General features: G+C 50.1%; 13 protein-coding genes. 8 read left to right on the plus strand and 5 right to left on the minus strand.

Annotation, left to right across the window (positions count from 1 at the left end):
• Positions 1-218: 218 nt before the first annotated feature.
• Positions 219-797, plus strand: a complete 579-nt coding sequence (locus tag AC3QL0_RS06365) for a DJ-1/PfpI family protein (protein ID WP_430219504.1) — start codon at positions 219-221, stop codon at positions 795-797.
• A 79-nt stretch (positions 798-876) separates the two neighbouring features.
• Here AC3QL0_RS06365 and AC3QL0_RS06370 read toward each other — a convergent pair whose 3' ends face one another.
• The gene (locus AC3QL0_RS06370) at positions 877-1,320 is read right to left on the minus strand and encodes an NfeD family protein (protein WP_493010578.1); all 444 of its coding nucleotides are present in this window, start codon (positions 1,318-1,320) and stop codon (positions 877-879) included.
• 14 nt (positions 1,321-1,334) lie between these two features.
• Complete coding sequence (locus tag AC3QL0_RS06375; protein WP_493010579.1) at positions 1,335-2,267, minus strand: SPFH domain-containing protein; 933 nt, start codon at positions 2,265-2,267, stop codon at positions 1,335-1,337.
• A 71-nt stretch (positions 2,268-2,338) separates the two neighbouring features.
• Between AC3QL0_RS06375 and AC3QL0_RS06380 the strand changes: the two genes are divergently transcribed.
• Positions 2,339-3,205 carry a pirin family protein gene (locus AC3QL0_RS06380; protein ID WP_493010580.1) on the plus strand — a complete coding sequence of 289 codons (867 nt, stop codon included), beginning with the start codon at positions 2,339-2,341 and terminating at the stop codon, positions 3,203-3,205.
• Between the two features lies 1 nt (position 3,206).
• Here the strand turns inward: AC3QL0_RS06380 and AC3QL0_RS06385 are convergent, their stop codons facing one another.
• Positions 3,207-4,469, minus strand: coding sequence for an MFS transporter (locus AC3QL0_RS06385; protein WP_493010581.1), 1,263 nt, complete (start codon positions 4,467-4,469; stop codon positions 3,207-3,209).
• 73 nt (positions 4,470-4,542) lie between these two features.
• Here AC3QL0_RS06385 and AC3QL0_RS06390 point away from each other — a divergent pair, with 73 nt between their 5' ends.
• The 4 genes from AC3QL0_RS06390 (at position 4,543) to AC3QL0_RS06405 (ending at position 14,747) form a co-directional block, all read left to right on the plus strand.
• Positions 4,543-10,452, plus strand: coding sequence for an alpha-2-macroglobulin family protein (locus AC3QL0_RS06390; protein WP_493010582.1), 5,910 nt, complete (start codon positions 4,543-4,545; stop codon positions 10,450-10,452).
• A 1-nt stretch (position 10,453) separates the two neighbouring features.
• Positions 10,454-12,601: a penicillin-binding protein 1C gene (gene pbpC, locus AC3QL0_RS06395; protein WP_493010583.1), complete on the plus strand. Its 2,148-nt coding sequence runs from the start codon at positions 10,454-10,456 to the stop codon at positions 12,599-12,601.
• A 77-nt stretch (positions 12,602-12,678) separates the two neighbouring features.
• On the plus strand, positions 12,679-13,269 hold the full coding sequence (locus AC3QL0_RS06400; RefSeq protein WP_493010584.1) for a hypothetical protein: 591 nt from the start codon (positions 12,679-12,681) through the stop codon (positions 13,267-13,269).
• Positions 13,270-13,454: 185 nt separating this feature from the next.
• On the plus strand, positions 13,455-14,747 hold the full coding sequence (locus tag AC3QL0_RS06405) for an aspartate carbamoyltransferase (protein ID WP_493010585.1): 1,293 nt from the start codon (positions 13,455-13,457) through the stop codon (positions 14,745-14,747).
• Positions 14,748-14,800: 53 nt separating this feature from the next.
• Here the strand turns inward: AC3QL0_RS06405 and AC3QL0_RS06410 are convergent, their stop codons facing one another.
• Positions 14,801-15,703, minus strand: a complete 903-nt coding sequence (locus AC3QL0_RS06410) for a recombination-associated protein RdgC (protein ID WP_493010586.1) — start codon at positions 15,701-15,703, stop codon at positions 14,801-14,803.
• Positions 15,704-16,057: 354 nt separating this feature from the next.
• On the opposite strand from AC3QL0_RS06410, the gene recA reads away from it, so the two are divergent.
• Entirely contained in the window at positions 16,058-17,146 is a 1,089-nt protein-coding gene (recA, locus tag AC3QL0_RS06415) for a recombinase RecA (RefSeq protein ID WP_135866963.1), read from the plus strand.
• Complete coding sequence (gene recX, locus AC3QL0_RS06420) at positions 17,146-17,676, plus strand: recombination regulator RecX (protein ID WP_493010587.1); 531 nt, start codon at positions 17,146-17,148, stop codon at positions 17,674-17,676. Before recA ends, recX begins: the two co-directional genes overlap by 1 nt.
• On the opposite strand, the gene AC3QL0_RS06425 is transcribed toward recX, so the two are convergent.
• Positions 17,673-18,602 carry a LysR family transcriptional regulator gene (locus tag AC3QL0_RS06425; RefSeq protein WP_493010588.1) on the minus strand — a complete coding sequence of 310 codons (930 nt, stop codon included), beginning with the start codon at positions 18,600-18,602 and terminating at the stop codon, positions 17,673-17,675. The genes recX and AC3QL0_RS06425 overlap by 4 nt on opposite strands.
• Between the last annotated feature and the right edge of the window lie 132 nt (positions 18,603-18,734).

Here is an 18,734-nt window from a genome sequence, read left to right on the forward strand (position 1 = left end):
CATTATGGGTGTATTGGTTATAGCGTCAAGGAATAAATCCCATTAAGTTTTTGTAAATGAAAATGGTCAGTAAGGAGAAACAGCTATATGATGGTTGTAAAGCTAATGTTTATATGGCTTTGTGGATTTTTCTCGTAATTTATTAAATTGCTTTTTGTTACGATATAGCGATAAAAAAAAGCGAAATTTTGCGTGTTTTTCACTAAAGGAGTGCAGCAATGGCTAAGAAAATACTGATGTTGTGCGGTGATTATTGCGAAGATTACGAAACGATGGTCCCGTTTCAGACATTGCAGGCAGTAGGGCATAGAGTGGATGCCGTATGTCCGGGTAAGAAAAAGGGTGAAAGTATCGCTACGGCGATTCACGATTTCGAAGGGGAGCAAACCTATTCGGAAAAACGTGGCCATAACTTTGTATTGAATGCCGATTTTGATGCCATTCAGGCTGCTGATTACGATGCTTTAGTCATTCCCGGAGGGCGTGGGCCTGAATACTTGCGATTGAATCCGCAAGTGATTGCAATCGTGCAGCACTTCTTTGTAGAAGATAAACCGGTTGCAGCGGTGTGTCACGGAGCGCAATTACTGGCGGCAGCTAAGGTGCTCAATGGCCGAACATGTTCGGCGTACCCAGCGTGTCGCCCTGATGTAGAACTTGCTGGCGGTCGTTACGCAGATATTGCGGTGAATGCGGCGATCACGGAAGGCAACTTGGTGACGGCACCAGCATGGCCGGCACACCCCGAATGGTTAGCGCAATTCTTGAAGTTGCTAGGCACTAAAATCACGCTATAAGCGATTAGCTTATCAGCGAGTAAACGTAAAAAGCCCTGCTGTGTTTGCAGGGCTTTTTGTGGGTGCAGTGTGATGAAGGTTAAGCGCTGTGTGCTGGTTCTACCAACAACATAGCCCCTTCAATACCGACTACACGTACAGGATCGCCCTCAGCAATAGGGGCCGAGCATAGCGCTGTGTAAAAGCTGTCATCCAGGCGTACACGACCTTGGCCTTGGGTAAAGGCCGTAATGGCTACAGCCTGACGCCCTACATAGCTGATCAAGCCGCTGTTAAGCGAGCTTTGCTCTGGGCTGAGCTTGCGTTTGCGGTGCAATCGCAAGCCTACCCAAACTGATAAACCAATGGCTACGGCTAGCACCAGAAATTGTATGCCCAAGGGAGCCTCTGGCCACGCGCTCACGAATACGCCCACGACAATAGCCGCCACGCCTATCCATAGGATAAATACGCCTGGAATCAGTGCTTCCAGAGCCATCAGCAAGCAGCCGATAATAAACCATGACCATGGGCTAGCGAACATGTTGGAGCCTTCTCTTAGGGTTTAGGGGTGGTGTTGGTGGATAGATTTTTCAGTAGTTCACCAATACCGGCAACCGCGCCAGTTACGCCCGTTGCTTCCAGAGGCATCATCACCAGTTTGCTGTTATCGGCACTACCGATTTTTTCCAGCGCTTCCACGTATTTTAAGCCTAAGAAGTATTGCACGGCGTGCAGATTACCATCGGCAATCGCAGCGGATACATCACGCGTTGCTTTCGCTTCGGCTTCAGCTTGGCGCTCACGTGCCTCAGCGATCAGGATGGCGGATTCACGTTCACCTTGAGCACGTAATACGGCCGCTTGCTTTTCACCTTCGGCTTGCAGAATTTCGGCTTCACGTTGACCGTTGGCTTTAGTAACCAGTGCACGACGATGACGCTCGGCTGTCATCTGCAGGTTCATGGCTTCTTGCAGCTCTGGCGACATGGCCAAATCGCGAATCTCAATACGTGTTACCTTCACGCCCCACGGTGCGGTAGCGGAGTCTACAGCAGACAGCAGACGCTCGTTGATTTGCTCACGGTTGGACAGCATGTGATCCAGTTCCATGGAACCCAATACCGAACGTAGGTTGGTAGTAGTCAGGTTCACAATCGCACGTTGCAGGTTATCTACTTGGTAAGCAGCTTGTGCAGCGTTATCAATACGGTAGAACACAACGCCATCAGCAGTAATGGAAACGTTATCGCGTGAAATCACATTTTGTGTAGGTACATCCAACACTGATTCCATAACGGAAAGCTTGGTACCAATGCGATCAATAAACGGAACAATAAAGTTTAAGCCGGGGCTTAATGTGCGGGTGTAGCGGCCAAAACGCTCAAGCGTCCACTGTCTACCTTGAGGGATAACTTTGACCCCAGCACCTATTACTACTACCGCTAGAATGACTAAAACGACAGTAAAATCAAAAAAACCACCTAACATATGAGAAATCCCATTTAAAGTACAGTAAATTGCTATAAATTGATTTTAGCGTATTGCGCGAGGAAGTTTTTATGCTTGAGATGGTAATTGAAACTCGGTTACACAATATAGGGGCATTTGACGTAGGCAGAGTATTGCCTTTCCGCAAACGTAGAATGGTGGGGCCGTTTATTTTCTTTGACCGTATGGGGCCGCAACATTTTGCTGCACCTATTACAACTGACGCAGACGTATTACCACACCCGCATACAGGTTTGGCTACTGTCACGTATTTGTTTGAAGGCACCATGACTCACCGCGATAGCTTGGGCGTGCAGCAGCAAATACGTCCGGGCGAGTTAAATTGGATGAGTGCGGGTTCAGGCATTAGCCATTCCGAACGCTTTGACGATATGCGTGCAACGGGCGGCAATTTGGATGGTATACAAGCCTGGGTGGCATTGCCTAAAGAGTTTGAAGAAAGTGATCCTAGCTTTCAGCACTTTAATGAGCAGCAATTGCCTTTGCTAGAAGACACCATGTTCCGTGGCCGTTTGATCGCTGGTAAAGCCTTTGGCTGTGAGGCTCCTGTCGATGTGTTTTCACCGTTGTTTTATGTGGATTTGCAGGTGAAAGCAGGTGGGCGCATCCCATTACCTATGCCTTATACAGAGCGTGCCGTGTATGTGGCTAAAGGTTGTATTGAATACGGCGGTCATCGCTACGAGTCTGGTCATATGCTGGTATTTACACCAGGGGCAGATCCCGATGTGCGCGCAGTAGGCGATGCGAGGGTAATGCTGTTAGGTGGTGAATCGGTGGGTGAGCGATTCATGTGGTGGAACTTTGTGGCGTCCAGCAAAGAGCGCCTAGAACAAGCTAAAGAGGACTGGCAGTCGGGGCGCATTGCTTTGCCACCTATGGATAACGATGCGTTTATCCCGCTGCCAGAACAGTAAATTAGACTGTAGTGGTTGGTGATTCGGCTTGTTGCTGGAGTATAAAACAGGGTTTGACCAGCAGTGTCAGCGTGATTGCCAGCACAGCCAACGACGAACAGAAACTAATCAACGCTGCATGCATACCAAAATGGTCAGCAATATAACCTATGGCTAGCATGGGCAAGATAGCACCTAAATAACCCATAATCAGATAGGTGGACATCAGCGCGGCACGTTGCTGAGGCTTAGCCACCAAACTGACCGTAGCCGTGCCCGAGGTCAGACACAGGCCGTGGCCTAAAGCCGTAGTGAATACGCTCACAATAAACAGCCACGACCAGCCACTAAACAAGTTTGCCATGAGCAGTACGCCACTGATGGCAATAAACAGCATGCCTTGCTGCATATTTTGCTTGGGCGACCGGTGACGCAGCATGAGCTGGAACGAGGCTGATAAAAACAAAATAATGCCAATAGATAAGCCACTCACGGCTGGGCCATGCCAAGGCACCATGCTTTGCATGAAGCTAGGGGCTAGCGAGGCAAATAAACTGAAAATAGAAAACGCAATAAAAGCGGAGCCGCCTGCAATCAAGAACAGAGGACGGCAGGTGCCCTTAGGTAGCTCAATCTTGGGCAACGGTAGGCGCTTGGCTACATTCAGCCTAGCGGATTCTGGCGTGTTGTGACGCAATGAGAATAAGGCGTAGGTAGCCAAACAGCCCATCAAAATAGATGGAATATAGCTGCTACGTAGTGGCGCAGGGAAAATCTGTGCAATCAAGCCACCTATAGCGGGGCCCATGCCAAAACCAAAGGCCAGCATCAGACTGGTGGTCGAGGCTGCGCGTTGCAAGTCTCGAGACGGACTAAGTTGCGCTAAACCAATAGAAGCGGATGTCACAATGAGGCTGGAAGCCAAGCCAATCATGACACGGCTTACAATAAAGATGCTGAAGCTATTTGCCACAGCTGAGAGAATCAACCCCAATGTCACTAATACTAGGCCACCACGCAAAATAGGCATGTAGCCGTATTGGTCGCTTAACTTCCCTAGAAACAGCAAACTGCACAGCGCCGAGAACATATAAATCACGTAGACCAACGTGATGTCTCCGGTGCGTAAGCCCCACAGTTCTTGGTACAGCGGGTACAGCGGACTGGCTAAAGCTGTGCCCATTACGCCTACGAACATGGCGTAGCATACCCACGCATAGGGGTTGCGATGCAAATGTCGTGAAAAAACAGAATGCGGTTTAGCTGGTGGATGAGAATGTGACATGAGTGGAGTATTATGGCGGTGTTGCGCATCTGCCTATTCAGGCAAACCTTCATAGAATACAACCGCCTACATTATGAAAATAATTCCGTTATCTGTGTCCTTGGCTTTGGCGCTAGGGGGCGCCGTGGCGTCAGCACAAACTTTGAAAGCCCCTCATTTTACGCCTGAAATGGGCGAGGGGGGGCTAGGCCTACGAGCGGTTGTGGCAGATTTTGGCCAGAACGTCGCTGTATTGGGCCGCCAATCAGAGGCTCCCTTTATCGTACAGTGTGACGATCCTGAGGCTGTAGGCGCGGGTAGATGGCTAGATGCAAGGCGATGGGTCTATGAGTTTGTAGAGTTGATATCAGCTGGGACGAGTTGTACAGCGCAGACAAATCCGGTTTTTATTGCAACACAAGATAGAAAGCTGTCACCGAACGTTTCGTATTCGTTCAATTCAGGCGGACCTAAGCTTTTAAGTTCCAGACCTTACTACTATTCTGATATTAGCGAAGATCAGGCCGTGGTGATGCGCTTTGCTGCGCCGGTGGACCCTAAAGAATTAGAGCAACTGGGTGGCTGCGCGGTAGATGGTGTAGGGGAAATGATTCCTCTGAAAGTGATAGACGGCGAGCGCAGAACTGAACTGTTGAAAGCCGTGTTGTATGACTTTGATCCTGAGAACGATAGCGCAGCTGATCAGGTGGTGCAGTGCGCGCGGTTGTTGCCTGCCAGTGCCGATGTCAAGTTTGTGGTGGAAGCAGGATTAGGCAGCGCGTTTGAAGGGCGTGAGCCAGTACGCTACGCTGAGCCTATTTTGTTGAATTTCCAAGTACGCCAACCGTTTTTGGGCCGCATTACTTGCGAGCGCAGTAATCCTGATGCGCCGTGTAACCCCTTGCTGCCTATACACGTCGTGTTTTCTTCCATTGTGGAAGAGGAACTATTGAAGAAAGTGTATTTGGAAGGGGGCGGTAAACGTTGGGATCAGGCCAAACCAGAAGAAGACGAGTACTACTATGGCAATACGCGTGTGGTGCGTTTCGAAGGTCCATTCCCTCCAGAAATTAGCGTTAAGGTCAATATTCCTGATGGTTTTGTAGATGACAGTGGTCGTACGCTGGAAAATGCACAAGCCATGAAAGACGCGACTGTGGCGTTGGCGAGTTATCCGCCGTTGCTGAAGTTTGCTTCAGGCAACTTCGGTATTGTGGAGCGTTTCGCGCATGCTGGTGTGCCTGGCGAAGAAGATAACTCACCTGCTGCTGTACCACTGACTATACGTGGTTTAGAAGCTGATTTCCGTGTGAAAGAGCTGCAGCGTAGTGCAGGTAACGTCAAAGACTACGCTACTCAAGACGACCAAGAGGTTTTGCGTTGGCTATCGCGCCTGCGTAGGCTGTATGAAGGCACCATGCAGTTGCATCAGGTCGATAATATTTTGGCGGATAGAGAGTGGTCGTACACCAATGGTGGTGTGGATGTAGACACGCGTTCTATTTCTGTATTTCAACGCTTGGGTGTAGAGACTAAAGAGCTCACCTTACCGGGTGTGCCTGATCAAGGTGAAACACCGTTTGAGGTCATTGGTGTGCCGTTGACGGAACCTGGTTTCCACGTTTTGGAAGCAGGATCCGAAAAACTGGGTGAGGCTTTCCTAGCAGACCCAGAGCCTATGTATGTGCGTACTAGCGCCTTGGTGACTAACTTGTCTGTACATATGAAGCATGGTCGCGATGACATGCTGGTATGGGTGACAACGCTGGATGATGCGAAACCAGTACCAAACGCCGAAGTGCGTGTGCTGGATTGTGATGGCAACGAACTGATGCGTGGCACCACGAATGCTGATGGTGTATTTCATCGCGAAGCTACTATACAAAAGCAATATTGCCCTCGACTAGGTACAAGCGCATTGTATGCGTCTGCACGCATTCCTGCAGATCACCCACAAGCGTATGGCAAAGCAGATTTCTCTTTCGTCTTGTCGGATTGGAATAGAGGGATTGAGCCATGGCGTTTCAACGTGGCGGTAGGGTATAGCGAGAACAAAGATCGCATTGCACATACCATTTTGGATCGCTCGTTATTCAGAGCGGGCGAAACAGTACACATGAAGCACTTGTTGCGTGAACAAACGCGTAATGGTTTAGAGAATCCTAATTATGGTTCATTGCCTGATACGGTAGAACTGACGCATTACGGTTCAGGCGAAAGTTTCGAGCAGCCGCTGCGTTGGTCTAACGATGAGCACGGTTCACGCGCCTATTCCAGTTTTGAGCTGCCTAAAAACGCACCGTTGGGCGAGTACATGATTATGCTCAGTGGTTCCCGTGATTGGCATACCACTGGCACGCTGCGCATTGAAGAATTCAAGCTGCCGTTTTTGAAAGGCAGCATTAAGTTGAGTGATGGTAGTGATGCAGCCAGCATGGTGCGTCCAGCGCAGTTACAAGCCGATTTGCAACTGGGTTATGTGAATGGCGGTGCGGCCAGTGCATTACCCGTTACCGTGTCTGCCGTGTCACGTCCGTACTTCCCGAATTTCTCGCAATATGAAGAATATAGCTTTGGCAACGTACGTAACTACAGCTATGACGAGGAAGAAAACACTGCGCCATCCGAACAGAAGCTGTTCTTGAATAAGCATGCGTTGGTACTGGATGTGGAAGGCGGTGCCCGAGTACAAGTAGATGAAGTGCCAGTGGATGAGAAACCTCAGCAATGGTTGGTAGAGGCAAGCTTTCATGATCCTAATGGTGCTATCCAAACCTTGAGCCAAACTACAGTGGTATGGCCGTCGGCTGTAGTGCCGGGCATCAAGTCTGATGGTTGGATGAGCAAAGGCAGCAAGAATACTGTGAAGTTGTTGGCGTTGGATACACAAGGTCAGCCTATCTCTGGTCAAGCTATGACATTGCGTGGTCAAGTGCGCAAAACCTTGTCTACCCGTAAACGTTTGGTCGGTGGTTTCTATAGTTACGATAATCAGCAACAAGTAGAAGATTTGGGTCAACTATGCAAAGGCTCTACCAATGAAAAAGGAGAGCTGGAGTGTTCTATTGACCCTAAAAAAGGTGGTGAGATCGTCTTGATTGCCGAGGCAGAAGATGCCGCAGGCAATAAAGCAGATGCTTCCACCAACGTGTGGGTGAGCAGTTCCGAAAGACTATGGTTTGGCGGTGAAAACGATGACCGTATAGACCTGATTCCTGCTAAGAAAGTGTGGGCACCTGGTGAAGAAGCTGAGTTCCAGGTTCGTATGCCATTTGAAAAAGCCACCGTTCTGGTGAGCGTAGAGCGTGAGGGTGTACTGGGTTATGAAATCATGGAAGTGTCTGCTGACAATCCAGTGATCAAACTGCCAGTGCTGGCTGAGTGGGGGCCAAACGTGTTTGTGTCGGCGTTGGTCGTGCGCGGTCGTTTACGCAGTGTGCCATGGACGTCTTTCTTTAGCTGGGGGTGGAAACAACCCTTTGACTGGTACGATGCGTGGAGCAATAGCGATGCCGAATATGAGGCACCTACCACTACCGTCGATTTGTCTAAGCCTACGTACCGCTTAGGTCTGGCTGAAATCGAAGTACGTACTGATGAAAACCAGTTGAAAGTTGAGGTGAAACCTGAGCAGCCACGTTACGCAGTACGTGAAAAGGTAGATGTAGAAGTACAAGTTAAGTTGCCAGATGGCAAACCTGCGGCTGGCGCATTACTGAGCTTTGCAGCTGTCGATGAAGCCTTGTTAGAGCTGTCTCCTAACCGCAGTTGGGATGTGGTGAAAGCCATGTTGCAGCCACACGCCTACGGTGTGAATACGGCAACCGCGCAATCTGAGGTAGTAGGGCGTCGACACTATGGTCGTAAAGCCATTCCTGCTGGCGGCGGTGGCGGTAAAGCACCTACACGTGAACTGTTGGATACCTTGTTGCTGTGGCAAGGCGAAGTACGTACGGATGAGCAAGGTATTGCACGTATACAAGTGCCGCTGAATGATGCACTAACTGCCTTTAAATTGGTGGCCATTGCAGAATACGGCGAGCAGCGCTTTGGTACAGGCAGCGCCTCTATTGTGGTGAGCCAAGACGTACAGTTAATTTCTGGCTTGCCAGAGGTGGTACGTAATGGTGACAACTACCAAGCTACATTCACCGTGCGTAATAGCAGTGAGCAAGATCGCACCATCGTGTTGAAAGCCACTATGCAGTGGGCAGGTCAAGATAAACCGGTGGCATTACCTGCGCAAGAAGTAGCGTTGGTAGCAGGGCGTGCGCAAACCGTACAGTGGCCAGTAGATGTGCCTGCAGGGTTAGCCGGTGAGGGCGATACGAAAATTACGTGGCGCATTGATGCCGAAGATGCTTCGCAGCCTAATGCACGCGATTCGCTAACTGTGACACAAGTGGTGAAGCCAGCTGTGCCTGTGATCACTCAGCAAGGTTTCTGGGCACTGGTGAAAGAGGACAAGGCTTACGATGCGCAACTGAGCACACCAGAAGGGGCATTGCGTGATAGCGCAGGTCAGTTCTTGGGTGGTATTGCTATTCAGTTGCAATCAGGTTTGTCGGCAGACCTGCCAGACGTGCGTCGGTGGTTCCAGCGTTACCCCTACACATGCTACGAGCAACAAATGTCTCGTGCAGTGGTATTGGATGACACAGCATTGTGGCAACAGCTAACGTTGGGTGCGGCAGCTTACATTGCGCCAGACCAATTGCTGCGTTACTTCCCAAGCCCTGTGTTGAAAGGTAGCCCTGTGCTGACCTCCTATGTGATGAACTTGGCAGACGACGCCAAACAGCGCAATGAGGCCTTTAGCCTACCTACCACTATGCAAGCGCAGTTGTTGCAAGGTTTGCGTAACGTGGTGTTGGGTCATACCGTACGAGAAGAGTGGTTGTCACCTGAACAGCGTGCATTGCGTCAGTTGATGATAATTGAAACCTTGTCCCGTTATCAGTCGGCAACGGCCAATATGCTGGACAGCATCACGATTGAGCCGCAAAACTGGCCCGTAGAAAGTATCTTGGATTGGTTGCTAGTGTTGGATCGCGTTCCGAATATTGCGAATGCGGCAGAACATAAAGCGAAGGCTATAGAGATACTGCGCACCCGATTAGTAACGCGCGGTAGTTCCTTGCGCGTGAACGAAGGTGACTATCAGTGGTGGTTGATGCGTAGCCCTGTGACAGCACAAGCGAGATTGCTGGTGTGGGCACAGCAGCAAGACACTTGGCAAGATGACGTGCCACTGTTGTTGCAAGCGTTGATCAACATGCAAACCAAAGGTCATTGGCTGAGCACTACAGATAACGCCCAAGCATCACAGTCTATCGGTCTGTTAGCCAAACAAGTGAAGCCTGCTGAAGGTATGGCATTGCTGAGCTTGGGTGAGAAAACCCGTATGGTGAACTGGGCGACGGTGAACAGCAAAGGGCCTGATTCTCGCAGCTACAACCAGCAGTTGGATTGGCCAGAACATCAAGTGCCACTGCAGATACAGCAAGAAGGTGCGGGCGATGTGTGGGCGTTAATACGTTTGCAAGCCGCAGTGCCTACTGCTAGACCTGTGATGTCGGGCTACTCTGTGCAGCGTGAAGTGATTCCTGTCACGCAAGCAGTAGCCGGTGAGTGGACGGTAGGTGACGTGTACAAGGTGCGTCTGACTATTGATGTGAATGCGGCATCAGGTTGGACCGCCGTGAACGACCCTGTGCCTCCAGGTGCGGTTATTCTGGGCAGTGGTTTGGGGCGTGACTCGGCAATAGAAGCTGCAGGCACCCAACAAACCGGTATGTGGCCAAATTACGTAGAGCGCCGATTTGATGCCTATCAGGCGTACTACGAGAACCTGCCTGCTGGTAAACATACGTTGGAATACCAAGTGCGCTTGAATACGGCAGGAGAGTTTGTCTTGCCTGACACCAAAGTTGAGGCGTTGTACGAACCTGAAACGCACGCTTTGCAACCTAACGCGCCTATGGTGATTGGTGAAGCAAAGTAAGGTGAAGAAAAGCGCACTATGGATGGTGGGTGTGGGCGCTATGCTGCTTTCTACAAGTGGCATAGCGCGCTATCCCGATCTACCAACTCTACAGCAAGAAAATCCTGCGTCTGAGTTCATTGTGCAAGATCATAGTGGCTTGCCACTACAAGCTTTGCGCGTCAATTTCCAGCAGCGACGAGGCGATTGGGTGTCCTTGTCACACATTTCGCCAGCATTGCAGCGTGCCGTGTTGGCCTCTGAAGATCAGCGTTTCTTTGAACACGGTGGTGTGGATTGGTTGGCGGTGGCCAATGCGGCATGGGATCAGTTATGGGACCAGCGTGTGCACCGTGGAGCATCCACGTTGTCCATGCAATTGGCCGACTTGATGGGCTTAAGCGAGCGCCCAAGTGTGCAACGGCGTTCTTGGCAAGGTAAGCTAGATCAAGCCTATGCGGCCTATCAGTTGGAGTCCTTATTTACCAAAGCAGAGATTCTAGAGGCCTACCTTAACTTAGCTCCCTTTAGGGGAGAGCTAGTTGGTATTGATGCGGTAGCTCGCGTACTCTTTCAAAAGCAAGCCAATGCTTTGACGATGCAAGAGGCGGCGTTGGCTGCGGTGATGCTGCGTGCGCCCAATGCTTCGGCATCGGTATTGCAGCAGCGTGCCTGTTCATTGTTGATGAGCATGGGCAGAGCAGAGCAATGTGGGTCATTAGGGTACGTATTGAGTACGGCATTGTCGCGCATGCAGGCACCCATGTGGGATCAGCCGCAGTCTGCCAGACACTATGCACGCCTTCTACAAAATCAAGGGCTAACAACCGAGGGGGCTAACCTGCGTAGCAGCATAGATGCTAGCTTGCAGGCCGAGGCTAACCGTGCTGTTGATGCCACTTTGCAAACCTTAAATGTGGCACGTGTGAGCGATGCCGCTGTTGTGGTGCTAGATAACCGCAGTGGTGAGGTATTGGCGTACGTGGGGGCGAGCTCAGGGTCTTCGGCTATTGAGGTGGATCACGCTCGTGCTAAGCGGCAAGCAGGCTCGACGTTAAAACCCTTTTTGTATGCTCAAGCTATAGGGGAAAAACGCTTAACCGCAGCATCGCTGTTAGATGATTCGCCTTTAAATCTGGCTACCGCTAGCGGGTTGTATGTGCCACAAAATTACGACCAGCAGTTTTCGGGTTGGGTGAGTGTACGCACGGCACTGGCATCCTCCTTAAATATTCCTACTGTGCGTACCTTGGAAATGGTGCAGGTAGACAGCTTTGCCAATCACTTGCGTGCGCTGGGTTTGCCGTTAGATAAAGCCACAGAGCACTATGGTTTTAGTTTGGCTCTAGGCAGTGCGGACATTGATTTGTTGTCGTTAACCAATGCTTATAGGGCGCTGGCGAACGGCGGTTGCTACAGTCCTGTGCGGTTTGTGCCTAGCGATGCAGCGGATGCTGCGACATGCCAGAGCGTTTTGGATGCGGATGCCTCTTGGATCGTGGCAGATATTTTGTCGGATAGACAGGCAAGGTCTTACACCTTTGGGTTGGATAGCGCATTGAGCTTGCCATTTTGGGCAGCAGTCAAAACCGGTACCAGCAAAGACATGCGCGATAACTGGGCTATAGGTTTTAGCGATCGTTATACCGTAGGGGTTTGGGTAGGAAATAGTGACGGTTCCCCCATGCGTAATGTGTCTGGCGTAACAGGGGCGGCACCTATATGGCATAGGATGATGCGTACCTTGCACTATAATGCGTTGTCAGTGCCACCAGCTATGCCTGATAACGTCGTAGCACGTGTTTTACATTACGAAGGTGTTCCCGAAGCTGACCGTACCGAGTACTTTCTGGCAGGCACAGAGCAAGAGCTTATACGTTTGGCAACAAAGAATACTACAGTGCAGCAACAAGGGCGGGCACGCATCGTGTCACCAGCCACTGGCAGTATTTTGGCATTTGACCCAGACATTCCACGAGAGCATCAATTGTTGCCGCTGCGCGCCACCGGAGGCGGTCAATTGTATTGGCGTGTAAATGGACAGCCCTATGCGGAAGGTGCCGAAGCGTGGTGGGCTGTACAACCAGGTAGAATTACGGTGGAATTAGTAGATGAAAAGGGCGTAGTGCACGATAGCGTAACGCTGCAGGTTCGTGCGACTATTAATTAGAATTAACATTTAATCATGTTAGGTAACGTAGTATGCTGCTACACTCCCGACATATATTTACTTTGAGAGGAAAAGCCATGTCCGCGAAGCTCTGGATGAGCCGTACCCTTGCTCCAATTGGTTTGTTGGCTTTGGCTGCGTGCCAAACCGTACCGCAAAAAACGGATGCGGATGCTGCTAGCACAGCAGCAGCCCCAACTACGGCTACAGCACCTGCACAGCAGCCCGCTGCAGCACAAAACCAAAATGCACAGCAGATGATGTCTCCTGTATTGGTTTTCCTTGCAGACACCAAACCTCAAACAGGTTGGGCAGAAGTGAGAGTAGGCGAAAACAGCAGTCTATATCTAGAGCCTGAAGCCTTTTTGGCTTTGGAAGACTTCACAGGTGTAGAGGCTGGTCGTAGTGAATCGGGCGAAGGTTTGTTGGCGCTGGATATGAGCGAGCGAGCTATTGCTAACGTTACTCGTGTGACTTCTGCTAATCCAGGTAAACGTCTGGCATTGGTGGTAGATGGTACGTTGTTGGCTGTTCCTGGTTACTCCGAGCCTATTACCAGCAGCCGTCTGGTATTCATGGTGGGTAGCGAGCAGAACGCTGTAACTGCTGCTCGAATCATCGCTGGTGATGCAGCTCCTGCACCAACTCAGGCTCCAGCTAGAAAGTAATACGTTATAGATTAGCGTGTTATGAACAACGCCCCGGAATGTGTATAAGCACTTCCGGGGCGTTGTTGTATGCGCGTTGTTTGATTCCGTCTACAAAATAGTCTCAGTGATGTAAAAAAAACGCATACCTCTTCGTGTTTTGACTATAAAATGTGCGCATTGCGTATAGTTCTATGGAGCGAATGATGGCTGTTTCCCAACAAGTGTTTTTGCGCGATGCAATGCGTCGTCTGAATTTGACCCGAGATGTTTTTGCAGCTCGTGTAGGTGTGAAGCGTCGTGCATTAGACACCTGGTTGCTGCCAGAGGGTTCGCAAGAGTTTCGTTCTATGCCTGAAGTGGTGCTGCGTTTCGTGACTGAAATCGTAGAGAACGACTCGCTTTTGACTAAGTATGCGCAGAGCGTACAGTCAGGTCCTTTGCGTGATCGCATTGCGGTAGGTGGCAAACATCAGTTGCTGTCTGTAGAACAGTTCGGTCGTGAATCTGTAGAAGAGTTATTCCGAGTTGCTGACTTGATGCAGCCTATAGCACGACGCCAGAAAGTGTCGCGTGTATTAGAAGGCGCGGTGTTGGGTAACTTGTTCTTTGAAGCCAGTACTCGTACTCGTGTGAGTTTTGGTGCCGCATTCTGCCGTTTGGGCGGTTCGGTGTGTGACACCACTGGTTTTACGTTTTCCTCCATGGCCAAAGGCGAATCTATCTATGACACAAGTCGTGTCATGAGCGGCTATGTGGACGCCATGGTGATCCGTCACCCTGAGCAAGGTTCGGTGGCTGAGTTTGCACGCGCAACCAATATTCCTGTAGTAAACGGTGGTGATGGCGCGGGTGAACACCCTAGCCAAGCATTGCTGGATCTGTACACCATTCTGACGGAGTTCTCTCGTCTGGGTAAGTTGCTTGATGGTGCTCACATCGTGATGACGGGCGACCTGAAATATGGCCGTACAGTGCACTCGTTGTTGAAGTTGTTGGCTTTGTATCGTGGTCTGAAATTCACGCTGATTTCCCCGCTGGGTTTGGAAATGCCAGAAGAGATCATTGAGCATGTGGCCAAACTAGGTAATCACGTGATTGAGCAATCTCATGATTTGGCAGATGTGAAAGGCGCTGATGTGATTTACGCTACTCGTGTGCAGAAAGAGCGCTTCTCGGATGAGCAACTGGAAGGCTACACCGCAGAGTTCCAAGTATCCAAAGCGTTGATTGATCAGTACTGCGATGAAAACGTGATCGTGATGCACCCGCTGCCACGTGACAGCCGTGAAGGCGCCCACGATTTGAGCGTAGACTTGAACGACGACCCTCGTCTGGCTATTTTCAGACAAGCTGATAACGGTATTCCTGTGCGTATGGCAATCTTTGCGGTATTGCTGGGGGTAGAGAATCTAGTACAGCACTCCATGCGTGACGTGACATGGAACCCACCTTCACACGTGGGACCCGACGATGCTGTCTTCCACGGTATGTACTAAATAGCAAAAGGGCACCAAACGGTGCCCTTTTTGTATGCGGGGTACGTAGTTGTTTACACTACTTTTTTCTCACCACCCAGCGCATTCAGCAAGTCATCAAACAGCTTCGTTAATTCAGCAGTCATAAGTGTCATGTCTGAATTGAACAATTCTGCTTCATCACCAGCCAACACTTCGTTTTGCTCTTTCAGTACATCTAGAGGTGCGACGCGTTTTAGCTCTAGGCCATCGGTCAGAACGAAAGAAATGCGATCATCCCATGTTAGGGCCAAGCGCGTGCACTGTTTGCCGGACTCAATATGACGACGCAGTTCATCTGGCTCAGCGCTGTGGCGCACGTAGCGAACCACGGCACGGCTCTCGCTAGTAGAGCGCAACTCAGTGTCTTGGTCGATGCTGAAATTAGTAGGGGCTTCATCTTCGATCAGCCAAGAGGTCATCGCCGCACCGGGAGATAGTTCGGTGTAGAGCGGCAATACAGGGAAGGGGTTCAGGCTTTTCGCCAACAAACCCATCACTTCGTCGCCAGTTGCAGCCGACGCAGCATCTACCACCAACCACAGGTTTTTAGTATCAATCCAGATGCGGGTGTCGCGCGCAATACTAAAAGCACGAGGCATCAGCTCAGTGATGACCTGTTCTTTAATTTCACTCATTTGCTTGCGACCTGGTTTGTAGCCTTGTTCGGCTTCCATGTCGCGAGCTTTGGCGCGAGCCACCTGATTAATCACAGTGCTAGGCAGTAGTTTTTTCTCGCTACGCAGGCAAATTAGGAACTGGTCGTTCAGCGTGTGTACCAGCCCTTCACCTTCGCGTGGCGCAACCCAACCCAAGCTTAGAGGGTCTTGGCTAGTGCCTGGTTGAAAAGCATGTTCTTGCAGTGCTGCTTCTAGCGTGTCTGCAGTGTAGTCCCACTCGGGGGAGAGGCGGAAAATTCGTAGATTTTTAAACCACATGTGCAAGTGTCTTTGTTGAAAATGATGCCTGCTATGGGTGCAGGTTGGTGAATAGAATGGATGAATTGTACGCGCATTTGTCAGGCTGTCAGGTGAAAAAGTCCATGCATAGGCATAAAGTGCAGGCCTGTGTTTTAATGGCTGATTTCTTGACTATGTAGCAGTGTGGCATGGCGTATACGTACAATCTTGCATGGCTTTATACAGCGTAACGCACGTTCAAGCGGGCTTTGGCGCGTTACGCTACAACAGAAAATAGTTACGTAATTAGGTGTGGTGTAATACTGGATATCTGTTTATTTATACAGTATAATATTTTTTTGAATTTCATGCCTCTCTTTGAAGGATTACCCCATGGACGATAAGCGCAGTAAAGCGGTATCGGCAGAACGCGCCAAAGCGTTGGCAGCCGCCTTGTCTCAAATCGAAAAACAATTCGGCAAAGGCTCGGTTATGCGTTATGGCGATAACCAGATTGAGCACGATATTCAGGTTTGTTCTACCGGCTCATTAGGCTTGGATTTGGCGCTGGGCGTAGGCGGTTTGCCTCGTGGTCGCGTTATCGAAGTTTACGGTCCAGAATCCTCTGGTAAAACCACGTTGACCTTGCAAGTGATTGCAGAAATGCAAAAGCTGGGTGGTACATGTGCGTTCGTTGATGCCGAGCACGCGCTAGACGTACAGTATGCCTCTAAACTGGGTGTAAACCTGAGCGATTTGCTAATCTCTCAGCCCGACACTGGTGAACAAGCGTTGGAAATTACCGAAGCGCTGGTGCGTTCCGGTTCTGTTGATTTGATCGTGGTCGACTCCGTTGCTGCACTAACTCCTAAAGCCGAGATCGAAGGCGATATGGGTGATGCATTGCCAGGTCTGCAAGCTAGGTTGATGAGCCAAGCACTGCGTAAGCTAACTGCTACGATCAAACGTGCTAACTGCATGGTGATCTTCATTAACCAGATTCGTATGAAAATCGGCGTGATGTTCGGTAACCCCGAAACCACCACAGGCGGTAACGCGCTGAAGTTTTACTCTTCTGTACGTCTGGATATACGCCGTATTGGTTCTATCAAGCGTGGCGACGAAGTGATCGGTAACGAAACACGTGTGAAAGTGGTGAAAAACAAAGTAGCGCCACCATTCAAACAAGCAGAATTCGACATCATGTACGGCGCTGGTATTTCCCGTGAAGGTGAAATTGTAGACTTGGGCGTACAGGCAGGTATTTTGGATCGTGCTGGCGCATGGTACAGCTACGGCAGCACACGTATCGGTCAGGGTAAAGATAATGCACGTGATTTCTTGCGTGAGCATCCTGCCTTGGCAATCGAGATCGAAAACAAAGTACGTGATAAGTTTGGCGTGGCACAAGTTGCCGTGACAGAGTTCGTGCCCACAGAAGAAGAAGCTTCTGAAGGTACTCCCGAGCCAGATGCCGAGTAATGTCTTGGGACGATGAGTTCGAAACGGACCCCGCCGAGCGCTTAGAGCGTGAACAACGCAAAGAGCCTCAGGGGCCGTCTCTGAAAGCACGCGCCATAGACCTACTGTCACGGCGCGAGCATTCTAGGCTAGAGCTACAGCGTAAGCTGTCACGCTATAGCCAAGATGAAGACGAAATTACGGCGTTGTTAGATTTGCTGGAACGCGAAAAATGGCTGTCTAACACACGCTTTGCACAAAGTTTGGTGAACAGGCGTGCATCTAAGCACGGCACCTTACGCATCGTACAAGAATTAAAACAAAGCGGTGTGGCACAAGAAGATATTTCCCTCTTAACGGAAGAGCTGCGTGAAACTGAATTTGAGCGCGCTGTAGAGGTGTGGTTTCGTAAGTTTGGTTGTTTGCCCGAAGATCAAAAAGCCTATACCAAGCAGGCTAGGTTTCTGGTGTCCAGAGGTTTTGCCTTAAGTACCTTGCATCGCATTCTGGATGCGGTGAAAGCGGGTGATATCGATCTGGATGACTACTAGAAGCTAACCGGGTAGGCTTCCTCAATATTACTCAAGGTGGCAAAACATGTTTTGCGTGCCTGTTCCAAAAACGCTTGTATGTAATCCGAATCGTGATCCTCATCACGCAGTGCGGCATACAGGTTTCTCCATATCCCATGCTCGCCCAATTTAATGGTGCGCAGCCATCCCGAATGTGTAAATTCTGACAGCGCCCAGTTAGGCAGGGCGGTGACGCCACGGTGGCTGGCTACCAATTGCATAATCATGGGGGTTAGTTCGGCTTGTCGTATATGTAATGGCTCTATGCCGGCCGGGTCTAAAAATTGTGTAAACACATCTAGTCTGTTGCGCTCTACGGGGTAGCTAATCAGAGTTTGATCGCTTAATTGCGTTGCTTCTATATAGCGGTATTGCGCTAAGGGGTGGCCTGAACTTACGGCCAACACTAACTCATACCTGAATAGTGGTACGTAATTAACGCCAGGCAAGTCTTTAGGGTCTGATGTGATGACCACGTCTAAGTCGCCGCGCAACAAGGCAGGCAACGGGGCAAAGGAAAAGGCCGCCGATAAATCTAGGCTGACATCTGGCCAGTCTTGTCTGAATTTATCTAAGGCGGGCATTAACCACTGGAAGCAAGAGTGGCAGTCAATAGCGACGTGCAGTCTACCCGTGCGCCCAGAAGATAGACGCTGTAACTCGCGTTCGGTGTTTTTGATGCGCGGCAGTATGTCATCCGCCAAGGCAATGATGCGCAATGCTGCTGTAGTGAGACGGGCAGGGCGGGTGCGGCGGTTGAGTAGCCTCAGCTTGAGACGTACTTCTAAATCACGAATTTGGTGTGATAAGGCCGACTGCGTGACATAAAGCCGTTCCGCAGCTTCTTGCAAACTTCCTGTGTCACGTATGGCGCAGAGGGTTTCTAGGTGACGGATTTCAAGCATGGCGGCAAGCAAAAATTAAATATGAAAATTATTCATTCTAAGAATGGTGTATTTGATTTTTTTTCATTTAATTGTACAGGCACAATACATGGGTTGAAGAATTTTTCCTGTAAATACGATTTCCAGTAGGCA

The organism is Paenalcaligenes sp. GW821-LYS-B07-1, assembly GCF_058803365.1.